Source organism: Reyranella humidisoli, from assembly GCF_019039055.1.
Classification (GTDB): Bacteria; Pseudomonadota; Alphaproteobacteria; order Reyranellales; family Reyranellaceae; genus Reyranella; species Reyranella humidisoli.
This window is the reverse complement of the sequence record NZ_JAHOPB010000003.1, coordinates 178,924-205,402: the sequence shown is the minus strand read 5'-3', so window position 1 is coordinate 205,402 and position 26,479 is coordinate 178,924. Positions and strand designations below refer to the sequence as shown.

Annotated in this window: 27 protein-coding genes; 11 read left to right on the top strand and 16 right to left on the bottom strand. The window is 65.5% G+C overall.

Annotated elements, in window-relative coordinates; genetic code table 11:
• Positions 1–7 precede the first annotated feature (7 nt).
• The 6 genes from KQ910_RS24470 to KQ910_RS24445 form a co-directional block, all read right to left on the bottom strand.
• A complete protein-coding gene (locus tag KQ910_RS24470) occupies positions 8–1,012 on the bottom strand; it encodes a YncE family protein (RefSeq protein WP_216966250.1) in 1,005 nt (334 codons plus the stop codon).
• 52 nt (positions 1,013–1,064) lie between these two features.
• A complete protein-coding gene (eda, locus tag KQ910_RS24465; protein WP_216966248.1) occupies positions 1,065–1,691 on the bottom strand; it encodes a bifunctional 4-hydroxy-2-oxoglutarate aldolase/2-dehydro-3-deoxy-phosphogluconate aldolase in 627 nt (208 codons plus the stop codon).
• Positions 1,692–1,693: 2 nt separating this feature from the next.
• Positions 1,694–2,434 (bottom strand): SDR family oxidoreductase, encoded by a 741-nt coding sequence (locus KQ910_RS24460; protein ID WP_216966751.1) that lies wholly within the window; start codon positions 2,432–2,434, stop codon positions 1,694–1,696.
• Between the two features lie 15 nt (positions 2,435–2,449).
• Positions 2,450–3,457: a TAXI family TRAP transporter solute-binding subunit gene (locus KQ910_RS24455; protein WP_216966247.1), complete on the bottom strand. Its 1,008-nt coding sequence runs from the start codon at positions 3,455–3,457 to the stop codon at positions 2,450–2,452.
• Between the two features lie 62 nt (positions 3,458–3,519).
• The gene (locus KQ910_RS24450) at positions 3,520–4,266 is read right to left on the bottom strand and encodes an SIR2 family NAD-dependent protein deacylase (protein ID WP_229600960.1); all 747 of its coding nucleotides are present in this window, start codon (positions 4,264–4,266) and stop codon (positions 3,520–3,522) included.
• Between the two features lie 11 nt (positions 4,267–4,277).
• Positions 4,278–5,309, bottom strand: a complete 1,032-nt coding sequence (locus KQ910_RS24445; protein ID WP_216966245.1) for a hypothetical protein — start codon at positions 5,307–5,309, stop codon at positions 4,278–4,280.
• Positions 5,310–5,392: 83 nt separating this feature from the next.
• Between KQ910_RS24445 and KQ910_RS24440 the strand changes: the two genes are divergently transcribed.
• Positions 5,393–6,250, top strand: a complete 858-nt coding sequence (locus tag KQ910_RS24440) for a polysaccharide deacetylase family protein (RefSeq protein WP_216966242.1) — start codon at positions 5,393–5,395, stop codon at positions 6,248–6,250.
• Between the two features lie 22 nt (positions 6,251–6,272).
• Here the strand turns inward: KQ910_RS24440 and KQ910_RS24435 are convergent, their stop codons facing one another.
• The 7 genes from KQ910_RS24435 to KQ910_RS24405 are packed head-to-tail and all read right to left on the bottom strand — an operon-like array spanning position 6,273 to position 13,747.
• Entirely contained in the window at positions 6,273–7,064 is a 792-nt protein-coding gene (locus KQ910_RS24435; RefSeq protein WP_216966240.1) for a hypothetical protein, read from the bottom strand.
• Positions 7,061–7,942, bottom strand: coding sequence for a phytanoyl-CoA dioxygenase family protein (locus KQ910_RS24430; protein ID WP_216966238.1), 882 nt, complete (start codon positions 7,940–7,942; stop codon positions 7,061–7,063). The genes KQ910_RS24435 and KQ910_RS24430 overlap by 4 nt, the downstream gene beginning before the upstream one ends.
• 10 nt (positions 7,943–7,952) lie before the next feature.
• Positions 7,953–8,747 carry an enoyl-CoA hydratase gene (locus KQ910_RS24425; protein ID WP_229600959.1) on the bottom strand — a complete coding sequence of 265 codons (795 nt, stop codon included), beginning with the start codon at positions 8,745–8,747 and terminating at the stop codon, positions 7,953–7,955.
• A 2-nt stretch (positions 8,748–8,749) separates the two neighbouring features.
• Complete coding sequence (locus tag KQ910_RS24420) at positions 8,750–9,928, bottom strand: CaiB/BaiF CoA transferase family protein (RefSeq protein WP_216966236.1); 1,179 nt, start codon at positions 9,926–9,928, stop codon at positions 8,750–8,752.
• Between the two features lie 24 nt (positions 9,929–9,952).
• Positions 9,953–11,014, bottom strand: a complete 1,062-nt coding sequence (locus KQ910_RS24415) for an ABC transporter ATP-binding protein (RefSeq protein ID WP_216966234.1) — start codon at positions 11,012–11,014, stop codon at positions 9,953–9,955.
• Entirely contained in the window at positions 11,011–12,744 is a 1,734-nt protein-coding gene (locus KQ910_RS24410; protein ID WP_216966232.1) for an ABC transporter permease, read from the bottom strand. Before KQ910_RS24410 ends, KQ910_RS24415 begins: the two co-directional genes overlap by 4 nt.
• Positions 12,745–12,760: 16 nt before the next feature.
• Positions 12,761–13,747, bottom strand: a complete 987-nt coding sequence (locus tag KQ910_RS24405) for an ABC transporter substrate-binding protein (RefSeq protein WP_369408449.1) — start codon at positions 13,745–13,747, stop codon at positions 12,761–12,763.
• A gap of 129 nt (positions 13,748–13,876) precedes the next feature.
• Here KQ910_RS24405 and KQ910_RS24400 point away from each other — a divergent pair, with 129 nt between their 5' ends.
• The 8 genes from KQ910_RS24400 to KQ910_RS24365 all read left to right on the top strand — a co-directional run bounded on the left by KQ910_RS24400 (position 13,877) and on the right by KQ910_RS24365 (position 21,632).
• Entirely contained in the window at positions 13,877–14,482 is a 606-nt protein-coding gene (locus KQ910_RS24400; protein ID WP_216966228.1) for a class I SAM-dependent methyltransferase, read from the top strand.
• Between the two features lie 283 nt (positions 14,483–14,765).
• Complete coding sequence (locus KQ910_RS24395; RefSeq protein ID WP_216966225.1) at positions 14,766–16,118, top strand: MmgE/PrpD family protein; 1,353 nt, start codon at positions 14,766–14,768, stop codon at positions 16,116–16,118.
• A 7-nt stretch (positions 16,119–16,125) separates the two neighbouring features.
• Positions 16,126–16,614 carry a MaoC family dehydratase gene (locus KQ910_RS24390; RefSeq protein ID WP_216966224.1) on the top strand — a complete coding sequence of 163 codons (489 nt, stop codon included), beginning with the start codon at positions 16,126–16,128 and terminating at the stop codon, positions 16,612–16,614.
• A complete protein-coding gene (locus KQ910_RS24385) occupies positions 16,614–17,774 on the top strand; it encodes an acyl-CoA dehydrogenase family protein (protein WP_216966221.1) in 1,161 nt (386 codons plus the stop codon). Before KQ910_RS24390 ends, KQ910_RS24385 begins: the two co-directional genes overlap by 1 nt.
• Positions 17,774–18,253, top strand: a complete 480-nt coding sequence (locus KQ910_RS24380) for a MaoC family dehydratase (RefSeq protein ID WP_216966219.1) — start codon at positions 17,774–17,776, stop codon at positions 18,251–18,253. Before KQ910_RS24385 ends, KQ910_RS24380 begins: the two co-directional genes overlap by 1 nt.
• The gene (locus tag KQ910_RS24375) at positions 18,250–19,476 is read left to right on the top strand and encodes a CaiB/BaiF CoA transferase family protein (RefSeq protein ID WP_216966217.1); all 1,227 of its coding nucleotides are present in this window, start codon (positions 18,250–18,252) and stop codon (positions 19,474–19,476) included. Before KQ910_RS24380 ends, KQ910_RS24375 begins: the two co-directional genes overlap by 4 nt.
• A gap of 10 nt (positions 19,477–19,486) precedes the next feature.
• A complete protein-coding gene (locus KQ910_RS24370; RefSeq protein WP_216966215.1) occupies positions 19,487–20,401 on the top strand; it encodes an HpcH/HpaI aldolase/citrate lyase family protein in 915 nt (304 codons plus the stop codon).
• Between the two features lie 76 nt (positions 20,402–20,477).
• On the top strand, positions 20,478–21,632 hold the full coding sequence (locus KQ910_RS24365; protein ID WP_216966212.1) for an MFS transporter: 1,155 nt from the start codon (positions 20,478–20,480) through the stop codon (positions 21,630–21,632).
• Positions 21,633–21,639: 7 nt separating this feature from the next.
• Here KQ910_RS24365 and KQ910_RS24360 read toward each other — a convergent pair whose 3' ends face one another.
• Positions 21,640–22,590, bottom strand: a complete 951-nt coding sequence (locus tag KQ910_RS24360) for a Bug family tripartite tricarboxylate transporter substrate binding protein (RefSeq protein WP_216966210.1) — start codon at positions 22,588–22,590, stop codon at positions 21,640–21,642.
• A 61-nt stretch (positions 22,591–22,651) separates the two neighbouring features.
• Between KQ910_RS24360 and KQ910_RS24355 the strand changes: the two genes are divergently transcribed.
• Positions 22,652–24,238, top strand: a complete 1,587-nt coding sequence (locus tag KQ910_RS24355; protein WP_216966208.1) for an ABC transporter substrate-binding protein — start codon at positions 22,652–22,654, stop codon at positions 24,236–24,238.
• Positions 24,239–24,280: 42 nt separating this feature from the next.
• Positions 24,281–24,784: a VOC family protein gene (locus KQ910_RS24350; protein WP_216966206.1), complete on the top strand. Its 504-nt coding sequence runs from the start codon at positions 24,281–24,283 to the stop codon at positions 24,782–24,784.
• A 29-nt stretch (positions 24,785–24,813) separates the two neighbouring features.
• On the opposite strand, the gene KQ910_RS24345 is transcribed toward KQ910_RS24350, so the two are convergent.
• Both KQ910_RS24345 and KQ910_RS24340 read right to left on the bottom strand, forming a co-directional pair.
• Complete coding sequence (locus KQ910_RS24345) at positions 24,814–25,701, bottom strand: dienelactone hydrolase family protein (protein ID WP_216966205.1); 888 nt, start codon at positions 25,699–25,701, stop codon at positions 24,814–24,816.
• 19 nt (positions 25,702–25,720) lie between these two features.
• Positions 25,721–26,461, bottom strand: a complete 741-nt coding sequence (locus tag KQ910_RS24340) for a dienelactone hydrolase family protein (RefSeq protein ID WP_216966203.1) — start codon at positions 26,459–26,461, stop codon at positions 25,721–25,723.
• Positions 26,462–26,479 lie beyond the last annotated feature (18 nt).

The window sequence follows — 26,479 nt, the reverse complement described above, 5'->3', positions numbered from 1 at the left end:
GGGGCGCCTACCTGCGTTCGCCCGCCGTCGACGCCGCGCGGACCGGCGCGCCCGCGACGGTCGCCGTGGATTTCAGCATGAAGACGCCGTGTGGCGACTTGCCCACGGGAATGCTGGCGACGAGCTTAAGCGTCTCGATGTCGACGATCGCGACGCGGCGCAGGAAGCGCTGGGTGACCCAGAGCTCCCGTCCGTCCGGGGTGATGTCCATGCAGTCCGGACCGCCCGGGATCCGGACGCTGCCCACGACCTTCGGCTCATCCTTGGTGTCGATCAGGGAAACAGTCCCCTCGACCCGGTTGCTGAGGAAGTAATGCCGGCCGTCGCCCTTCGGGAAGAAGTTGTGCGCACCCTTGCCGGTCTGCAGGCTGCTCTTGACCGCGCCGTCCTTCGGGTCGACGACGACGATGTTGTCCTCACCCGTGAGTGCCACCAGCAGGCGCTTGTTGTCCGGAAGCATGACGACGCCCGCCGGCGCATTGCCGACCGGCACGTTCCACTTGAGCGCCTGGGTCGCCAGATCGAAGGCAGCGAGCCGTCCGCTCTGCTGCAGGGTCACGAAGACCGTCTTGGACTCGGCGTCGAAGGCGATGTGGCTCGGCAGGCCGTCGATGAAGATCCGGCCGGCCAGCTTGAAGCCGTCCGCGTGGTATATGTCGACATGATCGAGCCGGTAGGCCGCCGTGACGAACCATTTGCCGTCGGGACTGAAGCCCAGATGGTAGGGGTCGAGGATGTCCTTGATGACCCGCTTGCGCTCGCCGGTCTTGATGTCGAGGCTGAGGAGTTCGTTTGTCGCCGTCGAGCCGATCAGCACTTCCTTGCCGTCCGGGGACAGGATCAGGTGATGCGGCTCCCGGCCGACCGGCAGACGAACGACCTCGGTCCGCGTGCTGCGGCTCAGGATGCTGTAGGACGCTTCCTCGGAATTGAGAATGATTACGGAATCGGCTCGCGCTGTTCCGCCTACCACGATCGAAAGCGCCAACGCTGCGAACGACAGCCTATTCATCGGTAGCCGCTACTCCTTGGTGCCGTCTTGAAGCACCTTTCATGACGTTTCGCTAGCGGCGTTTCAGTGCCGAGGCCGTGGCGGCCAGCCGTTCGGCGCTTTGCCAGTCACCTGTTGCCACGGCGCCACGCGGCGCGACCCACGAGCCGCCCACACAGGCCACGTTCGGCAGCGCCAGATAGGCCGGCGCCGTCTCCGGCGTGATCCCGCCGGTCGGGCAGAAGCGAAGATCAGCGAGCGGCGCACTGACCGCCTTGAGCCAGGTCAAACCGCCGGCCGCGTCCGCGGGAAAGAACTTGAGGAAGCGAAACCCCTGCTCCGCCAGCGTCATCGCCTCCGAGACGGTCTGCACCCCCGGCAGGAACGGCAGGCCCGACGACCGCGCCGCCAGGCCGAGTTCGCGCGTGCAGCCCGGACTTACGGCGAAGCGGGCGCCGGCACGCTGCACCCGGTCCAATTGGTCGGGATTGAGCACGGTCCCTGCGCCGACGACCGCCTCCGGAACCTCCTCCGCGATCGCCTTCAGGCACTCGAGCGCCGCCCCCGTTCGCAGCGTCACCTCGAGAACCGACAGGCCTCCCTTCACCAGCGCGCGGGCGAGCGGTACGGCTATCTCGCGGCTCTCGACCGTGAGCACCGGAATGACCGGCGCCAGCGCGGCGATGGCCGCCATGTCCATGGTCAGACGCTCCAGCCGCCGTCGATCACGTTCACCGTACCGGTCGTGAAGGCCGATTCGTCGCTGGCGAGATAGGTCGCCAGGGCGGCGATCTCCTCGGCCGCGCCGAACCGGCCGGTGGGCTGGCGCTGCAGGAAGAACTGCTTCGCGTCGGCACCGCCGCCCAGGGCCGAAATGCGCTCGTCGAGCGATGGCGTCTGGACCGTGCCGGGGCAGATCGCGTTGCAGCGGACGCCCTTGGAGACGTAGTCGACGGCCACCGACTTGGTGAGACCGACGACGGCGGCCTTGGTCGTACCGTAGATGAAGCGCAGCGCGGCGCCCTTCACCGAGGAGGCCGCCGACGACATGTTGACGATCGAGCCGGAGCCCTTCGCCACCATCCCCGGCAGGAAGGCCTGGATCGTCCAGAACATGCTGCGGACGTTGAGGTTGAAGGCGAACTGCCACTGCTCGTCGGTTGCATCCAGCACCGAGCCGTGATGGACGAAGCCCGCACAGTTGAACAGGACATCGACCGCCCCGGTCTCCGCCGCGAGCTGGCCGATGGCGGCCTTGTCGAGCACATCGAGCTTGCGCGTGACGATCCCTTCCACGCCCTTCAGCGCTTCGAGCTTCCCGGCATCGACGTCGGTCGCCCACACCCTGGCACCTTCGCGCGCGAACGTCCGTGCCGTCGCCGCACCGATCCCCTGTCCCGCAGCCGTGACGACGCAGGTCTTGCCCTTCAAGCGCATTTCGATCTCCCCGGTCGGGCCTTACTTGATGATGCCCTTTTCCTTGTAGAATTTCTCCGCCCCCGGGTGCAGCGGAATCCCCAGGCCCTGCAGCGAGTCTTCCAGGCGGATGACCTTGCCCTTGGCATGGCCCGAGTCGAGGAGCTTGCGGGTGTTGGCGTTCCACAATGCCGCCGTGATGGCATAGATCAGAGCCTCGGACTGCTTGATCGACGTCACCCAGAGGGCGTTCACGCTCACCGTTTTGACGCCGGGCGTGTTCTTGTAGGCGTCGTCGGGTATCGCGTCCGTCGCGAAGAAGCTGAATTTCTTCACCAGTCCGTCCGCCTCCGGCCCGGCAATCGGCACGAGGTCGATGCCGGTCGTCACAGCCAATTCCGAGATTGCACCGTTCGGCCATCCACTCACGCTGAAAAAGGCATCGAGGGTGCCGTCCTTGAGCTTGTCGGCCGCCTGCTGGGTCTTCAGGTACTCTGCCTTCATGTCCTTCTCGGTGAGCCCGTAAGCGGCCAGGATCTGCCGCGCATCGACCAGGGTCCCCGACCCCGGCTCGTCGAGCGACAGACGCTTGCCCTTCAGGTCCATCACCGACTTGATGCCGGAGCCTTTGCGAGCGACCAGCTGGAAGCTTTCCGGATAGAGGCTCGCGATCGCCCTCAGCCCATCCGCCTTGGGACGTCCCTCATAGATGCCGGTGCCCGTATAGGCCCAGTAGGCGACGTCCGACTGGACGAAGCCCGACTGCATCGTGCCGGCGGCAATGGCATTGGCGTTGGCGACCGAGCCGTTCGAGGCGACCGAGGTGGCGACGAGGCCCGGCACACCGCAGGAGCCGCCATCGGCGCAGGCACGGGAGCCCGGCGGGTTCGAAATGGCGTTGGCGATCAGGCCGCCGATCGGGAAATAGGTCCCGGCCGTCGCGCCGGTGCCGATGCGGAAGAAGGTGATGTCCTGCGCCGCGGCAGGCATCGCGCCGAGGGCGGCGGCACCCAGCCCTCCCAGCAGCGCAGTCCTGCGATTGATCCGCATCGGAGTCTCCTTGCTCTTGATCGATTAAATCGTGTCCCGCTCGGGGCCGCAACGCTCGCCGTTCAATTGACGCCGATCGCCCGGCTCAACGTCGGCCCGATCTCCTTGTGAATGACCAGATCGGCGTCGGCGTCCTGGTCCGTGGGCTCGCGGTTCACGATCACGAACTTCGCACCGTTGCGCCTCGCCATCTGTGGGAAGCCGGCCGCCGGATAGACCACAAGCGAGCTGCCCAGCACGATGAAAAGATCGCAGGCGAGAGTCTCCTCCTGGGCACGCAGCATCGGCACTTCCGGCATCGCCTGACCGAAGGAAATCGTCGCGGTCTTCACGATCCCGTCACACTTCTCGCAGACCGGCACCTCTCCCTTCTCGAGGAAGGCGCGGCGGATCGGGGCGAGTTCGTGCCGGTGGCCGCAATCGAGACAGGTGGCATAGGTCGTGTTGCCGTGCAGTTCGATGACCTTCGAGTCCGGCACGCCCGAGCGCTGGTGCAGCCCGTCAACGTTCTGGGTGATGATGGCGCTCATCCGCCCCTGCTCGACCAGCTTGGCCAGCGCGCGATGACCGGCATTGGGCTCGGCCTTCAGCATGGTCTCGTCGGTGGCGAACTTGCGGTGCCAGGACTCGCGGCGCATCTCGTCGGAAGCCATGAAGTCGTCGAAGTAGATCGGCTTGTAGCGGGTCCAGATTCCCCCGGGCGAGCGGAAGTCGGGGATTCCCGACTCGGTCGAGATCCCCGCGCCGGTGAAGGCCACGATCCGTTGGGCCGCATGGACCATCTCGCGCAGGCGTTCGGCGTCATCCATCGGCGTCCTCCTTAAGGGGCTGGCATGGCGGGATTGTGGGCGGCGCAGCCGGCGTAGGACCGCCCCTCGCTGCGCACCTCCACCGTGTAGGCGAAGAGCGAGCCCGACAGGGGATCGACGCAGCGCCGCTCCTCGAAGGCGGCGGTGAAACCCGGATCGTCCAGCGCCGTATAGCCGACGCTGCCGTCGCCCGGCCGCGACAGGCCACCATGGGCATTGCGCTGGGGCGCAGGGCTACCCAGCACGTTCAGCATCATGTCCCGCCCGGTGACCTCAAGGCGCCAGGACGGCTCGCTGCCCGAGGCGATCCATTCGCGCTGGTCGAAGCGTTCCCGACAGCCCGCCGTCTCGACCGCCGCACGGCGCACTTCGAGCGCGCCAATGCCACCTCCCGGCCCCGCTTCGCGGGCGCCGTAGAATTCTACGAACATCGGCCGCCCTTCCTGACTTGCCGTCAGTGCCCGCAGGGCCTTGCCCAGTTCCTGCCCTGGCGTCCGATCCTCCAGTGCCATCGGAGCGCCGTCGCAGGGCGAGAATTGCAGCTTGCCTCCGACCTCGCGGACAAGGCCGCGCAGGCGGATCGCCGTGGCCGGCAAGGACTGGCGGGGCGGCTCGGGTGGCTTCTGCGCCGGTCTCGGCGCCAACGCAGTCGTCGCGACCGGCGGCGGCGTACCACTCGGCCCCCGTCCGAACGGGGTCGGCGCGGCACGTGTCGCCGGCACCGGCAGCGCATAGAAGAACAGTGGCTTGTCGGCCGCATCCAGCAGGCAGACGAACTGCGTCTCGAGCGGGCCGCGATTGCGATAGGTGAGCCGGCCGCGCAACGTGAGCGCCGAGGCGACCGACTGCGGTCCCACCTTCATGTCGATCTTCTCGATGGTCGGCGGCGGGAACTCCAATGCCGCGACCTTCTCGATCGTGCCGTCGAGCCGCCGGTACTGTGCTTCGCCGAACAGCACGCATTGCTGCGCAAGATACGTCTGCGCCTGGGCCGCCAAGCCGGACAGGACGAGCAGGGGCGCGAGCAGGAGAGCGAAGCGCATGAGGGTCCAAGGATAGCATCGGACGATGGGCGCGCACGACAAACCGGCCTAAGCTCCGCGAAACCTCTGCGGGAGCCAGGGCCATGCCGCGCCATATCGTCTGCCTCACCTTCGACCACGACCATCTCTCGGGCTTCATTGCCCGCGGCATGACGTCCCCGACGGCGATCTCGCGGGGCGAGTACGACGTGGTGGTGATCCCGCGCCTGGTCGCGTTGATGGAACGCTACGGCATCAAGGGCACGTTCTTCACGCCGGGCCACACGATCGACAGTACGCCAGAGGCCGTGATGCCCTATGTCGAGGCCGGCCATGAATTGGCCCATCACGGCTGGACCCACCGCCTTCCCGTCACCCTCTCCCGCGAGGAGGAAGAGGAAGAGATCGTGCGCGGCAACGAGTCGATCAAGCGCATCAGCGGTCGCGCCGCCCGCGGTTACCGCTCGCCCGCCTGGGACCTCTCGCCCCACTCCATCGAACTGCTGCTGAAGCACGGCATCCGGTACGACAGTTCGATGATGGGCCATGACTACGATTGCTACTTCGCCCGTCAGGGCGACGTCGCCGAGTTGCTGAAGCCGTTCGTGCGCGGCCGCGAGACGCCCCTGCTGGAAATGCCGATCAGCTGGTCGCTCGACGACTTCCCGCACTTCGAATACATGCGCCTGCCCAATGGCTCGGTGCAGCAGGGCCTGATGAACGCCACCAACGTCCTCGACAATTTCGTCGACGACTTCACCTACATGACGCGCGTCCAGCCGGACTTCGGCATCCTCACCTACACCTTCCACCCGCACGTGATCGGCCGCGGCCATCGCATGATGATGCTGGAGCGACTGATCCAACGCCTGATGGAAGGCGGCGCGGTGTTCATGACGATGGAACAGGCGATGGCGGAATGGCTGGCGCGCAACCAGGGTGCGCGCAAGGCGGCCGAGTAGCCTTTTGCGTTCAGGGCGACAGTTAGAGCGCCGTACCCCGCGTTACCCTGATCGCACGGCAGATCGTGACCATCTTGCCGATGGCGTGGTCGACGAACAGGCCAACGGCCTTCTCGATGGCGTCGGCATGGGCCGGCCGCTCGGCGGAGATCGAGCGGGCCAGCGTGCTGGCGAGGCCGGCGGCCGTCTTGCGATTGTCGAGGATCGCCCGGCGCAGCGAGCCGTCCGCGGCAACTGGCCCCAGTACCGTCTCGACGCGTTGCAGGAACGACGGCGCGTGCGCCAAGTGACGGTACATGCTGGCCAGGATCAATGGCTGCGGCTCGTCGCCGAATTTGTTGAGGCGCAGGACCAATGCCCAGGTCGCGGCGTCGACGTCTTCCTCGGAGGCGAGCTTCGGCAATTGCAGGTCGGGCGCCGGCTTGCGCGGTCCCGGCTCGATCCTGCCCTCACGCGCCACCTCGTCATTCAGCCAGGCGCGCAGGGCACCCAGAGCGAACAAGTTGATCGTATTGGAATGGTCGTAGCTCGCCAGTACGGCATCGACGCTGGCGGGTTCCTCACCGGCCAGCGAGGCCAGCCGCGGAATGTCCATGGTCTGGCGAAAGGTCGCCATCGCTGCATCGGGCAGACCATCGAGATAGAGCGGCTTCACGGCCGCCCAGGCCCAGGGCAATGCCCCTTCCATCGTCGCGAGATGACGCCAGACCAGATTGACCACACGCACGCCGACGGTAGCCCTGATGTCCGCGAAGAGATCGGCGATCTCTCCGGTGGCTTGCGCCTCCGTGATCGCCGGCAGCGGATCGCTCACTCGGCCGCCTGCTTGGAATCCTGGCCCAGCACGGTGAAGAACGACGCGGTCTTGGGCTGCTTCGGCAGCTCGACCAGCCCTTCCTTGAGGCGGGCGAAGCGGGCCTCCTTGCCGCGCACGATGCGACCCTCGTTCGGGCTGGGCATCGGGTTGCGGGCGATCGGCACCGCGTCGGCGGCCGTATAGACGCAGATGTAGAGACCGCGCGACTTGTCGGCGCCGTTGGCGGCCGAGCCGTGCAGCAGGCGGGTGTGCATCAGGCAGACGCTGCCGGCCTTGCCCAGACAGGGGACCGACTGGCCGAGCGCTTTCTTCTCCTCGTCGGCCGCGACGGCGCCGGTGAAGCGATCGCCCTCGAACAGCGAGAGGACCGGCCCCTTGTGCGAGCCGGGCACAACGGTGAGGCAACCATTGCTTTCATCGACGTCGTCGAGGAACAGCAGCGCCGTCACGATGTCGTCGTTGGTATGGGGTGTGTAGGCGAAATCCTGATGGTAGTTGACCTCGGTCCGCGCTCCCGAAAGCTTCAGGTTGATCTTGCAGTGGTGGAACTTCACGTCCGGCCCGATCAGGTCGGCCACCATGTCAACCATGCGTGCGTCGAGCATGACCTCGCGATAGGCGTCGGAAATGTCGGACGGGTTGTTGATCCGCCGCAGCGCCGGCTTCGCCGCGCTGTGCTCGGCGCCCATGTCGAAGCGCGGACGGCCGTCGATGGTGGGCGGACCGAACGGCGTCGCGTGCGCCCGGCTCTGCTCGACCCAGCCTGCGATCTCCGCCTTGAGGGCCCCGAGCTGGGCCGGCGTGACGGCGTCCTCCACCATGAGATACCCGTCGCGCCAGAACGCGTCGCGCTGCTCTTGCGTCAGAACCGTCATCGCCGTCTCCCTAGCGTCCTTTGAACACGGGTTTACGCTTCTCCATGAAGGCCGTGCGGCCCTCGATGTAATCCTCGGAGTCGAAGCATTGCTTCACCAGCCCGTTGAGGCGGGCGAAGTCCGGCTCGCCGTCGAGGCGCGTCAGTTCCTCGATGGTGCGCTTGGCGGCGTGCATGGTGAGCGGCGCATTCTCGCCGATCATCCTGCAGTAATTCTCGACATAGGAGTCGAGCTCTGCGTCGGGCACGACGCGCGTGACCAGCCCCATGCCGAAGGCTTCCTGGGCGTTGAAGTGCCGGGCGGTGAAGAAGATTTCCTTGGCATGAGACGGGCCCACGAGGTCGGCCAGGATCTTGAGGCCGCTGGCGCGATAGCCCAGCCCGAGCCGTGCTGCCGGCACGCCGAACCGGCTGTTCTCCGACGCGATGCGGATGTCGCAAAGCAGCGACACCGCCAGCCCGCCGCCGATGCAGTAGCCGCGGATGCGGGCGATCGTCGGCTTGGAGCACCTGTTGAGGCGCTTGTTCGCCATCTCGCCGATCTTGTCGTAGTAGGCGACCTGCTCGGGCGTGTTGCGCGCCTTCTCGAATTCCGAGATGTCGGCGCCCGACACGAAGGCCTTGTCGCCCGCCCCGGTCACCACCACGACGCGGATTTCCGGGTCCCGCTCGAACTCGTCGAGAATGACCGGAATCGCCTCCCACATGTCGGTCGAGGTGGCGTTGTGCTTCTGCGGCTTGTTGAAGACGAGCCGGCCGACCGGTCCCACCTTCTCCGCAATCATGTTCGGCGTCGGGCTGATCATCGTCAGATCACGCCCCGCTTGCGGAAGTCGGCGATGGCCGCCGCATCGAAGCCGGCTTCCTTCAGCACGGCGTCGGTATGCTCGCCCTGCTCCGGCGTCGCCGACTTCATCTCGAAGGGCGTGCGGCTCATGTTGATCGCCTGGCCGATCACCTCGATGTCGCCCAGCTTCGGCGAGTGCACGGGATGGGCCATCTTCAGGTGCTTGACCTGCGGATCGGCGAACATCTCGTCCATCTTGTAGATCGGGCCGGCGGGCACGCCCGCCTTGTTCAGCTTCTCGACGAGGTCGGCGCTGCTGTATTTCGCGACGCGCTTGTTGATCTCGTCGTTCAGCGCATCGCGATTCTTGGCGCGCGCCTTGTCGGTGCTGAACCGCTCGTCGGTGTAGAGTTCCGGCGAAGCGACGGCCTCGCAGAAGCGCTTGTAGATGTGGCCGCCCGACGCCGCGATGTTGATATAGCCATCGCTGGTCTTGAAGACGCCGGTCGGGATCGAGGTCGGATGGTTGTTGCCGGCCTGGCCGGGCACGTCCTTGGCCAGCGTCCAGCGCGCGGCCTGGAAGTCGCACATCGAGATCATGGCCTGCAACAGCGAGGACGAGACCCACTGGCCCTGGCCCGACGTGTCACGCTCCAGCAGCGCGATCAGGATGCCGATTGCGCAGTGCAGGCCCGCGCCCACATCGGCGACGGCAATGCCGGCGCGCATCGGGCCCTCGCCCGGGTTGCCGGTGACCATCATGAGACCGCCCATGCCCTGGGCGATCTGGTCGAAGCCGGCGCGCTCGGCATAAGGGCCGTCCTGGCCGAAACCCGAGATCGACCCGAGGATGATCTTCGGGTTCACCTTCTTCAGGCTCTCATAGTCGATGCCGAGGCGGAACTTCACATCGGCGCGGTAGTTCTCGACCACCACGTCGGCCTGCTCGACCAGCTTCATGAAGACGGCCTTGCCGTCCGGCTCCTTGAGGTTGAGCGTGATCGACCGCTTGTTGCGATGCAGGTTCTGGAAGTCGGGCCCGTGGCGCGGACCGCCCATGTCCATCTCGCCGGCGGACGGCGGCATCTCGACCTTGATGCAGTCGGCGCCCCAGTCAGCGAGGTAACGGACGGCGGTCGGACCGGCGCGCACGCGCGTCAGGTCGAGGACTTTGAAACGGGCTAACGGTCCTGCGGTCATGCTCTCACTCTAACGTTGGGATGCTTACTCTACCCGTACCATGGCGGACGGCGCGATCTCCAGCCAGACGCGGCTACCGATCTCGAAAACGGCAGTCGGGGCGGTCGATACGCGCAGCGGCTTCGAGCCCCCCAGCGGACGGACCTGATAGTCCCAGTATTCGCCGAGGTAGGAACGATCGACGATCTCCGCTTCGACCGACAGATTGGGGCCGCTGCCCACCTGGGTCGACAGGCCGATCGCCTGCGGCCGCAGCGAGTAGAGGAGCCTGCCGCCGCTGCTGGCACCTTCGAGCGCCGATGCAGCCGCCGTGAAACCGTCGAAGCGCACGTCGCTACCCTGCCCCGTCCCTTCGACGAAGTTGGTGCGGCCGATGAAGCCCGCCACGAAGCGGCTCTTGGGCCGGCCGTATAGAACGTGCGGCGCGTCGATCTGCTCGATCTTGCCCTTGTTCATCACGACGATGCGGTCGGAAGTGACCATCGCCTCGGACTGGTCGTGGGTCACGTAGACGGTCGTGATCTTGAACTCGTCGTGCAGGCGGCGGATCTCGAAGCGCATCTCCTCGCGCAGGTTGGCGTCGAGATTGGAGAGCGGCTCGTCGAGCAGCAGGACTTCCGGTTCGACGACGATGGCGCGGGCCAGCGCCACACGCTGCTGCTGGCCGCCCGACAGTTCGGCGGGATAGCGCCCCTTTAGGTTACGCATCTGGACCACGTCCAGGATCTTGTCGACGCGGCGGTCGATCTCGGCGCGCGACAGCTTCCGGACCTGCAGGCCGAAGCCGACATTCTCGCCCACCGTCATGTTCGGCCAGATGGCGTAGCTCTGGAAGATCATCGACATGCGGCGATTCTCGGGCGGCACGACGCCCGAGGCGGACGAAATCTGCTTGCCGTCCATCTCGATGCTGCCGTCGGTGGGCGGCATGAAGCCGGCGATCATGCGCAGGGTCGTGGTCTTGCCGCAGCCCGACGGGCCCAGCAGCGACACGAACTCGCCCTTGGCCAGTTCCAGCGAGAAATCGGACACCGCCTCGAAGGCGCCGTAGCGCTTGGCGACGTTCTTCAAAACCAGCTTGCTCATGTCGCGGTACGCCTCAGCATGAAGTCGCGGCCCAGTGCTCGCTGGCCCAGATACAGGAGTGGCAGAGTCAGTACCTGCAAGACCAGCGCCAGTGCCGCCAGGCGCTCGAAATTGCCCTCCTCGCTCATGTCGAAGATCATGACCGAGGCGACCTTGGTGTTGGGACCGTACAGGAAGATCGCTGCCGACAGTTCGCGCGTCGCCGGAATGAAGATCAGCAGCCAGGCGCCCAGCAGGTTGCGCTTGAGCAGCGGCGCCACGACCCGGCGCAATGCCGTCATGCGACTGCCCCCCAGCACGCGGACCGCCTCCTCCATCTCGGGATTGAGGCTGTTGATCGCCGCACTCGCGTTGACGTAGCCCACCGGCAGGAAGCGCGTGGTGAAGGCCAGGATCAGGATCAGGGCGGTGCCGTAGAGTGAGAGCGGCGGTGGCGCGTAGGCGGCATAAAAGCCGATCGCCAGCACCACGCCCGGGATCACGAACGGCGCCACGCACAGGAAGCCCAGCACGCCGCCGAACGGGATCAGCTTGCGCGCCACGATATAGGCGACGCCCAAAGTCAGGAAGACCGCGATCGTGGCGCTGATCCCGCCATAGACGAAGCTGTTGATGACAGACTGCGCAGCCGTCGCATGTTCGAACAGGATGAAGTGGAAGTTCGCCAGGGTAATGTTATCGAGCAGGAAGCCGCGGCCCCACGCCTTGGCAAAAGCCGACTGAATCAGGAAGATGTAGGGCAGGAAAACCGCCAGCGCGGAGACGAACATGGCGTAGCCGAACATCACCCAGCGCCAGCGGCCGAGCAGGATCGGCCGGCGCTCTCCACCCTTGCCGGTCAGCGCGACGAATCCCTTGCGGCGCACGATCAGCCTCTGGACCAGCACCAGCAGGATGGTGACGCCCAGGAGCGGCATGGCATAGGCCGCCGCCACTTCGACCCGGACGGGGTTGCCGAAGAACTGGAATAGCTGTGTCGTGACGACATTGAAGCGCGCTGGAATGGCGATCATCGCCGGCGACCCGAACAGCGCGATCGCCTCCAGGAAGCAGATGATCAGGCCGCCCAGGATGGCGGGCAGCGCCAGCGGCAGGGTAACCTTGCGCATGGTGCGCCATGGCCCCGCGCCCAGGATGTTGGCGGCATCCTCCATCTCCGAAGAGACCAGTTCCAGCGCTGCCGTCGTGAAGATGAAGATGTAGGGGAAGGAATACAGCGCGATGACGACCGCGAGGCCGGTGAAGCTGTAGATGTTGAACGGTCCCGCCTCGGCGCCCGTCACCATCATGAAGAAGCGGTTGAGCCAGCCGGCGTTCGGGCCGGCCAGCAGGATCCAGGCGACGGCGCCGGTGTAGGGCGGCGTGATGAAGGTCGCCAGCACGAGCATGCGCGTGAGCCCGCGCCCCGGCATGTTGGTGCGCGCGACGGCCCACGCCAGCGGCACCGCGAAGATGCCGGCCAGGGCGGCCGACGCCGCCCCCAGCTTCAACGAGTTGAACAGCGCATCGACATAGCGCGCCCGGCCATAGGCCGTCGCGTAGTTGGAGAGGGTGAAGTCGCCCGTGCGCTCCGCCTGGAAACTGGTGATGACCAGGTAGACGAACGGGCTCACCACCAGGAACAGGAGGACCGCGATGATCGCGATCCACAGGAGCCAGGACGAATCGAACCGGCTGGCACGCACGGGGCGCACCGGGACCGGATCGAAGGCCGGAGCCGCTACCGACATGGCGTGACGCCGAGGATCAGTTGCCGAACGTGTCGCGCCACTGCTCGATCACCTCCGGGATGCCCTTCTCGACTTCCGCGACGGTCGGTCGGATCACCTTGATCTCGCTGATCGGCTTGGCGCCCGGAGGCGATGGGACTTCAGGACGCAGCGGGATGCCGAAATGCTTGGCGTTGATCTTCGAGGCTTCGATTGAATAGAGATATTCCATGAAGAGCTTGGCGGCATTCGGATGCTTGGTGCCCTTCATGATCGCCGACGGCGAGATGATCAGCACGGAGCCGTCGCTGGGATAGGAGACCGCCAGCGGATTTCCGCGCGCGGCGCTGAACAGCGTCGAGCCGTCCGCACCCGCCGCCACCTGCCGCTCGCCGGCGTTGAGCGCCGTCACCGTGTCGTTGATCGACCGGCCGATCTGCGGCTTGTTCTTCTCGAGCTTGTCGAAGTACTGCCAGCCGTAGAGCTTCTTCATCGACAGGACCCAGGTGCCGACATACCCGGAGAAGCCAGGATGTCCGGTCGAGACCTTGCCCTTCCACTTGATGTCGAGCAGGTCTTCCCACTTCTTGGGCGCGTCTTCGGCCTTCACCTTCGCGGTGTTGTAGGTGAGGACGACCAGGCCGGCCGCGGTGGTGTGGAAGTAGCCATCTGAATCGAAGTTCCGGAAAGCCTCCGAGATTTTCGGGGTCGATTCCGGCACGTACTTCTCCAGGCGCCCCTCGCTCTTCAGTCGCGCGTAGTGACCGAGATCGGTCGAGGAGAAGACATCGCAGATCGTCTGGTTGTTCTTGATGTCCTGCAGGAGGCGCTGATAGGCGACCTGCGCCGTCGTGCGCACGACGTTGACCTTGACGCCGTACATCTCGGTGAAGCCGCGGCCGAGATCCTCGGCGCCTTCGGACGTGTAATGAGCGACGTACCAGGTGAGCTCGCCTTCCTTCTTGGCGGCTTCGGCCAGGGCTTTGATATCCGCCCGCGCCGCCAGCGGCACGAAGGCAAGCACGAGGGCCAACGCAAGGCTTCCTAGTCCCTTCATAAAATTCCTCCCGAAACGTTGCTTCATTATTTGTGGCTTGCGATACGATCACACGAGGCGCGGCACGACAAGCGCCGGAGTTCGAAGAGAACGCGCATGACGGAAAGCGAACGGTCCGCCGGCTGGGCCGCGTATTACCAGCAGCTTCGTGACCGGCCTCCCCGCAAGACACTGCTCGCCGCGCTCGATGCGTTCGGCACCCCGCCCGATGACGCCCTCGTCATCGATCTCGGCTGCGGCGACGGTCGAGACGTGATCGAGGAACTGCGCCGAGGCTGGCGGGTCATTGCCGTCGATGCCGAACCCGAGGCCCTGAGGCAGTTGCAGGCGCGGCCGCTGCCCGATGGCTGCGATGTCACGCCGGTCCTCGCGCGCCTCGAGGAAGTGCCGATCCCGCTCGGGATCCAACTCGTCAATTCGAGCTTCGCCATGCCTCTCTGCGAGCCACAGGCCTTTCATCGAACCTGGGAGCGCATTCGCGAGGCACTCCCCTCGGGCGGTCGCTTTTCGGGCCAGTGGTATGGTCCGCGCGACAGTTGGGTCGGTCGGCCCGGCATGACCTTCGTCTCGCGCGAGGAAGCCCTGGCGCTGCTCCAGGGTCTCGACCTGGAGATGTTCGACGAGGAGGAAGCCGACGGCGTGACGCCCCGCGGCAACGCCAAGCACTGGCATATCTTCCACATAGTCGCGAGGAAGCCCTAGGCAGTCCGCCCGTGCTGTGCGAGGCTCGACGTCCCATCAACATCGAAAGGAGGTGATCCTGTGAACTACACCATCACGACGCCGGCGATCTCTGCAGTTGCCGCCACCAGGATCGTTCCTGCCTTGGCTCGCTGCTGCGACTGACGGATCGACGATAGTCGGCACAAAGCCGCCTTCGGGCGGCTTTGTTGTGTCTGGGCCATATCGATGCGCGAAAGCCCGAATGGTGGACAAGACGGCGGCTGCTGGCGGACACTTGCGCCCTAAAATTCAGGAGGAAAACATGGCTGCCGTCGTTCCGGTCACAGCCGAAATCGCCAAGCGCGCTGCCGCCCTCGCCTGGCAGGACCTGCCCGACGATCTGGTCGAGCGCACCAAGCAGTGCCTGCTCGACTGGTTCGCCGTCACCATCGCTGGGGCACAGGAAGACCTCACCGGCATTCTGATCGCCGAAGCACTGGAAGACGGGGCGAAAGGCCCCGCGACGCTCGTGGGCCGCTCCGAGACCGTGCTGCCGTCGACCGCCGCGCTGATCAATGGCGCGGCCAGCCATGCACTCGACTATGACGACGTGAACTTCTCGATGGGCGGCCATCCCACGGTCACGGTCGTCCCCGCCCTGCTGGCCCTTGGCGAACAGATGAAGGCTTCGGGCCGCCTGTTCATCGAGAGTTTCGTCGCCGGTTACGAAACCTCGGGCCGGGTCGGCCGGCTCGTGGCCCCCAGTCACTATCAGAAAGGCTTCCACGTCACCGGCACGGTCGGCTCCTTCTCCGCGACCGCAGCCGCCGGCCGCATGCTGGGCCTGGACGATCGCCAGCTTGCCGTCGCCTTCGGAATCGCCGCGACGCAGGCGGCCGGCCTCAAGTCGAACTTCGGCACCATGTGCAAGCCGCTGCATGCCGGCACCGCCTCCGAGCACGGGCTGCGCGCGGCGCGGCTGGCCGCCAGGGGCTTCACGGCGCGCGGCGATTCGCTGGAATGCGACCAGGGTTTCGCTTCCTCCCAGAGCGATCATCTGAATGCCGAGGCGGCGCTCGGCGAGCCGCCGTCGGGCTGGCACCTGCGCAACAACCTCTTCAAGTACCACGCCGCCTGCTACCTCACGCACGCCCCCATCGAGTGCGCCAAGGAGATCCGGCTGAAGAACAACTTCCCGCCCGAGCGCGTGCAGAAGATCCTTCTCAGGATCGACTCCGGCGCCGACAAGGTCTGCAACATCCCCAATCCGACGACGGGCCTCGAGGCGAAGTTCTCGCTGCGCCAGACCGTGGCGATGGCGTTGACCGGCGTCGATACCGCCAATCTCGAATCCTACAACGAGGCCGTGACGCAGGAGCCGCGCATCAAGGACCTGCGCGACAAGATGTCGATCGACTTCCAGCCGCACTGGGCGCACTCGCTGGCAGAGATGGCCATCCAGCTCGACGACGGCACGACCATCGAGGTCAAGCACGACTCCGGCATTCCCTGGGCGGACCTGGAGAAGCAGCGCCAGGCGATCGAGACCAAGTTCGACAGCCTGGTGACGCCTTTGCTTGGCGTATCGGGCACCCGTCGCCTGCACGATGCCATCGAGCGCATCGACGAACTCACCGACGTGGGCAAACTCGTCCGCGCGTCAGCCAGGAGCTAAGTCAAGAATGTCAGAGGATTTCAGGGCCCGCGCCCGGCTGGTGCCCAAGGGCAACCGCTATGAGGATTTCGAGGTCGGCCGCGTGTTCCGCCACCATTGGGGCCGCACGATCACCGAGTCGGAAAGCACGCTCTTCTCGACGCTGACGCTGCACTTCAATCCGCACTACTACAATGCAGCCTACGCCCAGGCGCACGGCCACCCCGGTATCGTGGCCAATCCCCTGCTCGTCTTCACGACCGTGTTCGGCCTCACCGTCGAGGACCTGAGCGAGGGCGGCGGGCCGTTCCTCGGCGTCAACGAACTCACCTACCACCAACCCGTCTATCCCAGCGATTCGCTGCGCGCCGAATCGGTCGTACTCGACCGGCGTGTCTCGGACTCCCACAAGGGGTTCGGCATCGTCAGCTGGCACAGCAAGGGCTTCAACCAGCGCGAAGAACTCGTCATCGACTTCAAGCGCACCAATCTCGTCCGTCTCAGGAATCCCCAGTAATGCCTTTCCTTACCGAAGAACGCCGCATGATCCAGGAGCAGGCGCGCGAGTTCACGCTGAACGAAGTGCTACCGGTCGCCAACAGGCTCGACCCCGAAAAGGGCGATATCCCGATGGACCTGCGCGAGAAGATGGCCGAGCTCGGCTATTTCGGCATCCTGATCCCAGAGCAATACGGCGGCCTTGGCCTCGGCTGCTCCGAGTACTGCCTCGTCACCGAGGAACTGTCGCGCGGCTGGATGAGCGTCGCGTCGATCATCGCGCGCGGCAACCTGCTGATCGGCTCGCAGGAGATGAGCGAGGAGCAGCGCGGCCGCTACCTGCCGCGCATGGCCAAGGGCGAGTTCCTGGGGGCCTTCTCGATGTCCGAGCCCAATGCCGGCTCCGACATCTCCAACATCTCCTGCCGCGCCAAGAAGGACGGATCGGGCTACCTGATCAGCGGCAACAAGTACTGGTGCACCTTCGCCGACGGCGCCGACTTCATGATCATCATCGCGCGCACGTCGGAGGCGCCTCTGGGCAAGCGCCATCTCGGCCTCTCCATGTTCTTCGTCGAGAAGAAGCGCGGCGAGCTGCCCAAGGGCGTCAGCGGCGCGCCAATCCCCAAGATCGGCTATTTTGGCTGGAAGACCTGGGAGCTGGCATTCGACAATTTCCGCGTCGACGAGTCCGACCTGATCGGCAAGGAAGGCCACGCCTTCTACTACGCCACCTCCGGCCTCGAGACGGCCCGTGCCCACACCGCCGCCCGCGCCATCGGCCTCGCCCAGGGCGCGCTCGACGATTCGATCCAGTACGCCAACGACCGCAAGCAGTTCGGCCACTCGATCTCGGACTTCCAGGCCATCCGCTTCAAGATCGCCGACATGGCGACGCAGATCGAGGCGGCGCGCCAGCTCATGTATTTCGTCTGCGAGCAGATCGACACCGGCCAGCGCTGCGACAAGGAGGCCTCGATGGTGAAGCTGTTCGCCTCCGAGATGGCCGAGCGCGTCACCAGCGAGGGCATCCAGATCCACGGCGGCGCCGGCTACACCACCCTGCATGCCGTCGAGCGTCACTGGCGCGACGCGCGTCTCACCAAGATCTTCGAGGGTACCTCGGAGATCCAGAAGCGCATCATCTCGGACCGCCTGCTCGGCCGCGGGAGGAACTGATGAAAGTCTCCGCACTCACCGGCAAGACCAACTACTTCGAGGACTTCACGGTCGGCGACGTGATGAAGCACGCGCGCGGCAAGACCGTGGAACCGATGGAGCAGGTCTGGATCACCAACGTGACCATGAACACGGCCGAGGCCCACTTCAACGAACACCTCACCCAGTCGATGCCCTACGGCAAGCGGCTGGGCTTCGGCGGCGTCACGATCTCCATGTGCATCGGCCTCGCCGCCGAGGACACCGCCGAGAACGCCTTGATGGAACTCGGCATGGACAAGATCCGGCTCAAGGGCCCGCTTCATCACGGCGACACGCTCTACTGCTACACCGAGGTGCTGGAGAAGAAAGATGCCAGGCAGGAAGATGCCGGCATCGTCCGCTTCAAGCACTACGGCGTGAACCAGGACGACAAGAACATCTTCGAAGGTGAGCGCACCGTGCTGATCAAGCGGCGCAGTCACTGGGGAGACAAGTGAGCGACATTGAAGTTCTGGGTGCGCTCGATGGCGTAAGGATTGTCGACCTCACGCAGATGCTGGCCGGCCCTTACTGTACGATGCTGCTGGCCGACCAGGGTGCGGAAGTGATCAAGGTCGAGCCGCTCGACGGCGATCACACACGCATCATCGGGCCCTATCACGCCGACGACAAACTCAGGGCGTTCGGCGGCTACTTCGCGTCGGTGAACCGCAACAAGAAGTCGATCGGCATCGACCTCAAGACGGCGGCGGGACGCGAGCTGGTCCTGAAGCTCTGCGACAATGCCGATGCAGTGGTCGAGAACTATCGCGGCGGCGTCATGGATCGCCTCGGCCTCAGCTACGAAACGCTGCACGCCCGCAACCCGAAGCTGGTCTATGCCACGATCCGCGGCTTCGGCGACGTGCGCACGGGCAAGAGTCCCTACTCGGACTTCCCGGCCTACGACGTGATCAGCCAGGCGATGGGCGGCATCATGGCCATCACCGGCCCGGACAAGGATACGCCGATGAAGGTCGGCCCCGGAGTCGGCGACATCGTGCCGGCCATCACCTGCGCCTTCGGCATCGTCTCGGCGATCTTCCGCGCCTACAAAACCGGCAAGGGGCAGTTCGTCGATGTCGGCATGGTCGACGCGATCCTCGCGGTCTGCGAGCGTATCATGCACCAGCATTCCTATGCGCAGACGCTGCCGCATCCCGAAGGCAACCATCATCCCCTGCTCTGCCCGTTCGGCATGTTCCCGGCGAAGGACGGCTTCGTGACGATCGCGGCGCATGCCGACGCGCACTTCCCGATCCTGTGCCGCCTGATCGACAAGCCCGAATTCGCCACCGAGCCGCGGTTCATCACGGTGCAGGACCGGCGGGCCAACCAGGACGTACTCATCGCCGCCGTTTCCGACTTCACCCGCCAGCGCACCAAGCAGGATTTGTTGAAGCATTTCGGCGGCAAGGTGCCGTTCTCACCCGTCTACAACGTGCGCGACATCGTGGCCGATCCGCACTTCGAGGCCCGCGAGATGCTGCCCTGGGTGCCACATCCCGGCCTCGACCACGAGGTCCAGATTGCGGGCGTTGCGGTGAAGATGACCGAGACACCCGGCCGAGTGCGCCATCGCGCCCCCTTGCTCGGGGAGCACACGGACCAGTATTTGCAGAGCATCGGCTGCAGTTCGGCGGACATCGCCCGCCTGCGCGACGACAAGATCGTGATTTGAGGAGACAGACATGACTGACCGCCCCAAGCGCGCCCGCCGCGTCCAGCTTTCGACGCCCGGCTCCAGCGAGAAGATGATCCAGAAGGCGTCGGAGTCGAAGGCCGACCACGTCTTTCTCGACCTCGAGGACGCCGTCGCCCCCAGCCAGAAGCGCGACGCCCGCAAGAAGATCATCCAGGGCCTCAAGGAGCTGAACTGGAAGGGCAAGACGCGCTGCGTGCGCATCAACGACCTGACCACCGAGTATGCCTATGAGGACATCATCGAGATCGTCGAGGGTGCCGGCGAGCATCTCGACACGATCATGATGACCAAGGTCCAGACCGTGGCCGACGTGCTGTTCGCCGACAAGCTGCTTCACCAGATGGAGAAGAAGCTGAAGATGAAGCGCAAGATCGGCCTGGAGGCGCTGATTGAGGAGGTCGAGGGCATGCAGAACGTCGACGCGATCGCTGCCTGCACGCCGCGCCTCGAATGCCTGGTGTTCGGCATGGGCGACTTCTCGGCTTCGATGGGCGTCACCAACAAGAACGTCGGCGACTCCGCCGGCTACCCTGGCGACGTCTGGCACTATGCCCGCTTCCGGCTGGTGATGGCCTGCCGCGCCGCCGGTATCGATCCGGTCGACGGCCCGTTCGCCGACTTCAAGAACCCCGACGCCTATCGCGAGGAGTGCCAGCGCTCGATGATTCTGGGCTGCGTCGGCAAGTGGGCGATCCACCCCTCGCAGATCGACATCGCGCTCGATGTCTATTCGCCGAAGGCCGAGGACATCGCGCGTGCCCGCAAGCTCGAGAAGGCCTATGCCGAGGCCGAGGCAGCCGGCCTGGGTGCGATCAACGTCGACGGTATAATGGTCGACGTCGCCTCGATCCGCATCCTGCGCAACACGATCCTGAACAAGGCCGACCTCTACGGTCTGTAGGATGTCACCGGGCGCGGTTCCCGATACGGACACTCCGCGCCCGGGACTGCGCCAAGCGCTCGTCCCGGTTGGGGCGATGCTGGGCACGCAGGTGCTCATCTCGCTGGCGGTGCTTTCGCTCAGCGTGCTGATGCCGGCCGTTGCAAGCGACCTCGGGATCGCACCGAAACTGGTCGGTGCCTTCACGGCCGTCACCTACGCCATCGCCTCGGGCGTCGCGCTGTGGAGCGCGGCGCCGATCTCGCGGCTGGGCGCCGTCCGCGTCTGCCAGTTCGCGATGCTGGCGGCGGCAGCGGGCCTCGCCCTCAACGCGACGGCGTTCGTGGCGGCGACTGTCGTCGCGGTTGCCTTCATCGGCTTTGCCCAAGGCCCGATCAATCCGGCCTCGGCGCACATTCTCAGCCAGCGCGTGCCGCGAGCCTGGTTCAGCCTCGTCTTTTCCGTGAAGCAGACCGGCGTGCCGCTGGGCTTCGCCGCTGCCGGCATCGTGCTGCCGCTGCTGCTGCCCGCGCTGGGATGGCAGGGCGCCTCGCTTGCAGCCGCCGCCCTCATGCTGGTCGGCGTCGGCGTTCTGGAACTCCTGCGAGCGCGGCTCGATGCGTCCGTCGCGCCCTCCGCGCCGTCGCAGGGAATCTGGTCGTCCGTCGCCTACGTGATGCGGCATCCGGAGATGCGCGTGCTCGGCTGGTCGGCCCTGCTGTACGTCGTGGCGCAGCACACCTTCACGTTCTTCCTGGTCACCTACCTCTACGAGCATTGCCGCCTCAGTATCGCCGAGGCCGGCTTCCTGCTGTTCCTGGCGCAGATCGGCGGCACGGTTCAGCGCCTGATCCTGGGTGCGCTGGGCGACCGTTTCCCGCGCATGATGCTGCTGGGCTGGACCGGCATCGGAATCGCGCTGGGCGCCGTGGCCACCGGCCTCATATCGGCCGAAACGCCCTACTGGCTTATCGGCCTGATCGTCTTCGCCTACGGAACGGTCGTCATAAGCTGGAACGGCGTGTCGATCGCGGAGTTCGCGGCGCTCGCTCCACCGGGCCAGGTCGCCGCCGTGGCCGCGGTACAGACCGCCCTCGCCTTTTCCGGCGCCGTCATCGGACCGCCGCTCTTCGGCCTGATCGCGGCGGTCGCCGACTATCGCAGCGCCTTCTTCCTCGTCGCGGTTTGCGTCCTCTTCGCCGCGATCTGGCAGATCATGGTCTCCGCCCGGCTGCGGCGGCGCCCGGTCTGAGGTTCCCTCAGGGTTCCTTCATGCCGGCGATCGACACGATCTCGGCCCATTTCTTGGTTTCGGTCGCCTGGAAGGCAGCGAGTTCCTCCGGCGAGCCGACGAACGAGACGCCATAGTTGGCCTTGAGCAGGTTGAGATAGGCTGGTGACTTGGCTGCCTGCCGCACCAGCGCATTCAGCTTGTCGACGATGGGCTTCGGCGTACCGGCTGGCGCGTACATCGCCGTCCACGCCCACATCTCGAAGCCCGGCACGCCGCTTTCGTCGACCGTCGGGAACTGGTCGAGGCCCGGGATGCGCTGCTTGCTGGTGACGGCGAGCCCGCGCGCACGGCCGTCGAGGACCGGCGGGAGGCCGACCGTGAAGTCCGAGAAGATGATGTCGATGCGACCGCCCAGCAGGTCGGTGATCGCCTGCGGCTGGGTCTTGTAGGGCACACCCAGCAGGTCGGTCCTGGTCATGATGCGGAACAGCTCGGCGCCGCCGCGGCTCGACCCGTTGCCGCTGCCGAAACTCAGCTTGCCGGGCTGCGCCTTCGCAAGTGCGATGAACTCCTGGATGGTCTTCGCCGGAAGGTCGTTGCGTACCATCACGATCTGGGCGCCGAGCGTGATGCCGGCGATCGGCGCAAAGCTCTTCACCGGATCGTAGGCCAGCGACTTGTAGACGTGCGGGTTGATCGCCTGCGTGGTCTGCGTCGTGAAGAACAGCGTGTACCCGTCCGGGGCCGCCGCCGCGGCGGACTGCGCCGCGATCTGGCCTTCGGCACCTGACTTGTTGTCGATGACGACGGTCTGGCCGGTCTGGACGGCGATGTCCTGGCCGATCACGCGCGCGGCGATGTCGGTTGCCGTGCCCGGCCCGAAGGCCGTGATGATCTTGATCGGCCTGGCCGGATAGTCCTGGGCGGCGGCCGGCATCGCGAGCAGCATTCCGACCAGCAAACTTATGAGCTTCATGGACCGACTCTAGGCACAGCGAAGTGCTAGCGTCATCACAAACAAGAGGAGGAAACGAAGGATGGCAAATCCGACACTGCCGCTCGTCGCGGCGATCCTGGCCTTGTCTGCGGCGCCGGCCGCCTGGGCGCAGAAATCCGGCGGGACACTCAAGATCGCCCACATGGACAATCCGCCGAGCGCGTCGATCCACGAGGAAGCGACCATCTCGACCGTCATGCCGTTCATGTCGGTCTACAACAACCTGGTGATGTTCGACCCCAAGACCAAGCAGAACAGGCCGGACAACATCATCCCCGACCTCGCCACCGAGTGGAAATGGAGCGACGACGGCAAGCAGCTCACCTTCAAGCTGCGCGACGGCGTGAAGTGGCATGACGGCAAGCCCTTCACCAGCGCCGACGTGAAGTGCACCTGGGACATGGTGATCTCCGACGAATCGAAGCTGCGCAAGAACCCGCGCAAGACCTGGTACTTCAATCTCGAGAAGGTCACGGTCAACGGCGACCGTGAGGCGACCTTTCATCTCAAGCGGCCGCAGCCCTCCCTGCTCACCATGCTCGCCGCGGCCTTCTCACCGGTCTATCCCTGCCACGTCCCGACGGCGCAGATGCGGCAGAAGCCGATCGGCACCGGCCCGTTCAAGTTCGTCGAGATGAAACAGAACGAGTCGATCAAGCTCGCCCGCAATCCGGATTACTGGAAACCCGGTCGCCCCTATCTCGACGCGATCGAATTCTCCATCATCCCGAACCGAGCGACCTCGCTCCTGACTTTCGTCGCCGGGAAGCTCGACATGACCTTCACGTCGGTCGTCACGCCGGCCATGGTCAACGATCTCAAGGTCCAGGCACCGACGGCGATCTGCGAGGCGCAGCCGACCAACACGCAGGCCAACCTGCTGGTCAACCGCGAGAAGCCACCCTTCGACGACGCGAAGATCCGCCGGGCCATGGCCCTGTCGATCGACCGCAATGCCTTCAACGAGATACTGGGACAAGGCAACTACCGGATCGGCGGCGCCATGCTGCCGCCACCGGAGGGACTCTGGGGCATGCCGACAGAGTTCCTCTCGACTGTGGCCGGCTACGGCCCCGACGTCGCCAAGGCGCGCGAGGAAGGCCGCAAGATCATGGCGGAGCTCGGCTACACGACCGACAAGCCACTGAAGATCAAGGTCTCGACGCGCAACATCCCGAGTTACAGGGATCCCGCAGTCATCCTGATCGACCATCTGAAGCAGGTGAACATCCAGGCCGAGCTGGAGCCGCTCGAAACCGCGGTCTGGTACAACCGCATGATGCGCCGCGACTTCGCCATCGGCATGAACATCCAAGGTGTCGGCGTCGACGATCCGGACGTCGTGTTCTACGAGACCTTCCGCTGCGGCTCGGAGCGCAACTACACCAACTACTGCAATCCGGATGTCGAGAAGCTGTTCGACCAGCAGTCGATGATGACCGACATCGAGGCCCGCCGGAAGCTCGTGTGGGAGATCGACAAGAAGCTGCAGGAAGACGGCGCCCGTCCCGTCATCCAGCATGGCTGGGGCGGCACCTGCTGGCGCCCCGAAGTGAAGGCCGTCAATCTTGCGGTCAACACGATCTACAATCACTGGCGCTTCGAGGACGTCTGGCTCGACCGCTAGGAGCGCGCTAGGCTCGTGCAAACGATCTGATCGGAGGTTTCGATGATCAAGGGTCTGCACCACAACGCCTATCGCTGCCGCGATTCGGAGGAGACGAGGAAGTTCTACGAGGACTTCCTCGGCCTCCCCCTCGTTCATACGCTCAAGATCGAGCAGACCAAGACCGGCCGCGCGACCGGCGCGGGCGTCCTGCACACCTTCTTCCAGCTCGACGACGGCTCCTGCCTCGCCTTCTTCGAGGCGCCGGACATGCCATTCGCCTTCAAGGACCAGCACGATTTCGACCTCCACATCGCGCTGGAGGTCGAACCCGACGCACTCGACCGCATGCTCGCCAAAGGCAAGGCGGAAGGCCGCGAGGTCCGTGGCGTCTCCGACCATCATTTCATCCGGTCGATCTACTTCCGCGATCCCAATGGCTACGTGATCGAGCTGTCCGCCAAGGTGCCGGGCCAGGAATCGGCGCTGGACCCGGCCAAGAACGGTGCTCGCCGCAAGCTCGACGAATGGCAGGCCGGCAAGCCCAAGCCTGCAAGAGCCGCCTGAGCCTGCCGTCCGATCTTGCGGACGCCAAGTCAGGCCAGGTTCTTCCTGAAGAAGGCGATGGTGCGGTCCCAGGCGATCTTGGCCTGGGCCTCGTTGTAGCGCGGCGTCGAATTGTTGTGAAAGCCGTGCTGCGTGCCGGGATAGATGAACATCTCGTAGGATGCTCCCGCCGACTTCAGCGCGGCCTCGTAGGCCGGCCACATGGCGTTGATGCGCTCGTCGGTCTCGGCGTACTGCACCAGCAAGGGTGCCTTGATGTTCGGCACCGAAGCGGTCTCCGCCGCCGCGCCGTAGAACGGCACTCCGGCATTCATGTCGGCGCCGAGGGTCGCGGCCAGGAAGTTGGTCGTGCCACCGCCCCAGCAGAAGCCGGTGACGCCCAGCTTGCCGGTCGACATCGCATGGGCCTTCAGGAAGCGCGCGCTGTTCACCATGTCCGTGCGCAGCTTGGCCTGGTCGAGTTTGGCCTGCAGCGTGCGGCCGTCATCGTCGTTTCCGGGATAGCCGCCAACCGGGAACAGGCCGTCCGGGGCCAGCGCCAGGAACCCCTCGGTCGCCGCGCGGCGCGCCACGTCCTCAATATAGGGATTGAGCCCTCGATTCTCGTGGACGACCAACACCACCGGGAACGGGCCATTGCCCTTCGGTTGAACGAGGTAGCCGCGCATCGTGCCCGACGTCCCGCCGGGCGACGCATAGGTCACGTATTTGGCCTTGATGCGATCGTCGGTGAAGGAGATCGTCTGGGCCTGCGCATAGCGCGGCATCAGGGCCTGCGCCATGGCAAGTCCGCCGACCGTCACGGCGGCCGCTCGCGACAGGAAAGTGCGGCGATCCATGCCGCCATGACAGTACTCGTCGTAGAGATCGAAGATGCGCCGATCGATCTCCGTCTGCGTCAGAACCTGCCCATCCATCGCGAGCCCCCTGCGTCGTCTAGCCGAGATTGCGGCGGTAGAGCGCGATCAGGCGCTCCCAGTGCCGCTCGGCAGCCGGCTTGTCGTAGCACCAGCGCTGCGGGAAGGCGAAGCCGTGATGTACGGTCGGATGGACTTCCAGTTCACCCTTGGCGCCTGACTTGTCGAACAGCGCCTTGAGGTCTTTGACCATGTCCGGCGGCGCCAGCTCGTCGTGTTCGGCGCAGGAGATGTAGAGCTCGCCCTTGGCCTTGCCGAGCGTCAGGTGCGGACTCTCGACCGCATCACTCACCAGCCAAGTACCGTAGAACGAGGCCGCCGCCGCAATCCGGTCGGGATAGCGCGCCGCCGCCGCCAGGGAATATGGGCCGCTCATGCAGTAGCCATGGGTCCCGACCGGTCCCTTCTTCGATTCCTTCTGGGCGTCGGCATAGGCGATCATCGCCGCCACGTCGTCCATGACCGGCGGGATGGTCATTTTCGTTCGGACCGCGCGCATGCGCTTGTGCTCGTCGCTGCCATGCTTCAGCACGTCCGGCCCGTACTTCGTGTCGGTGCCGGCGCGGTAGTAAAGATTGGGCAGCATCACATAGTAGCCGACCGTCGCGAGGCGGCGGGCCATGTCGTAAAGTTCCTCGCGGATGCCGGGGGCATCCATCAGCATGAGCACCGGGGGATACGGGCCGCCCCGCTCCGGATGGCAGATGAAGGTCTCCATCGCTCCATCCCTGGTCGGGATGTCCAGAATTTTCTCGATCATCTTCCGTCTCCTACGGCT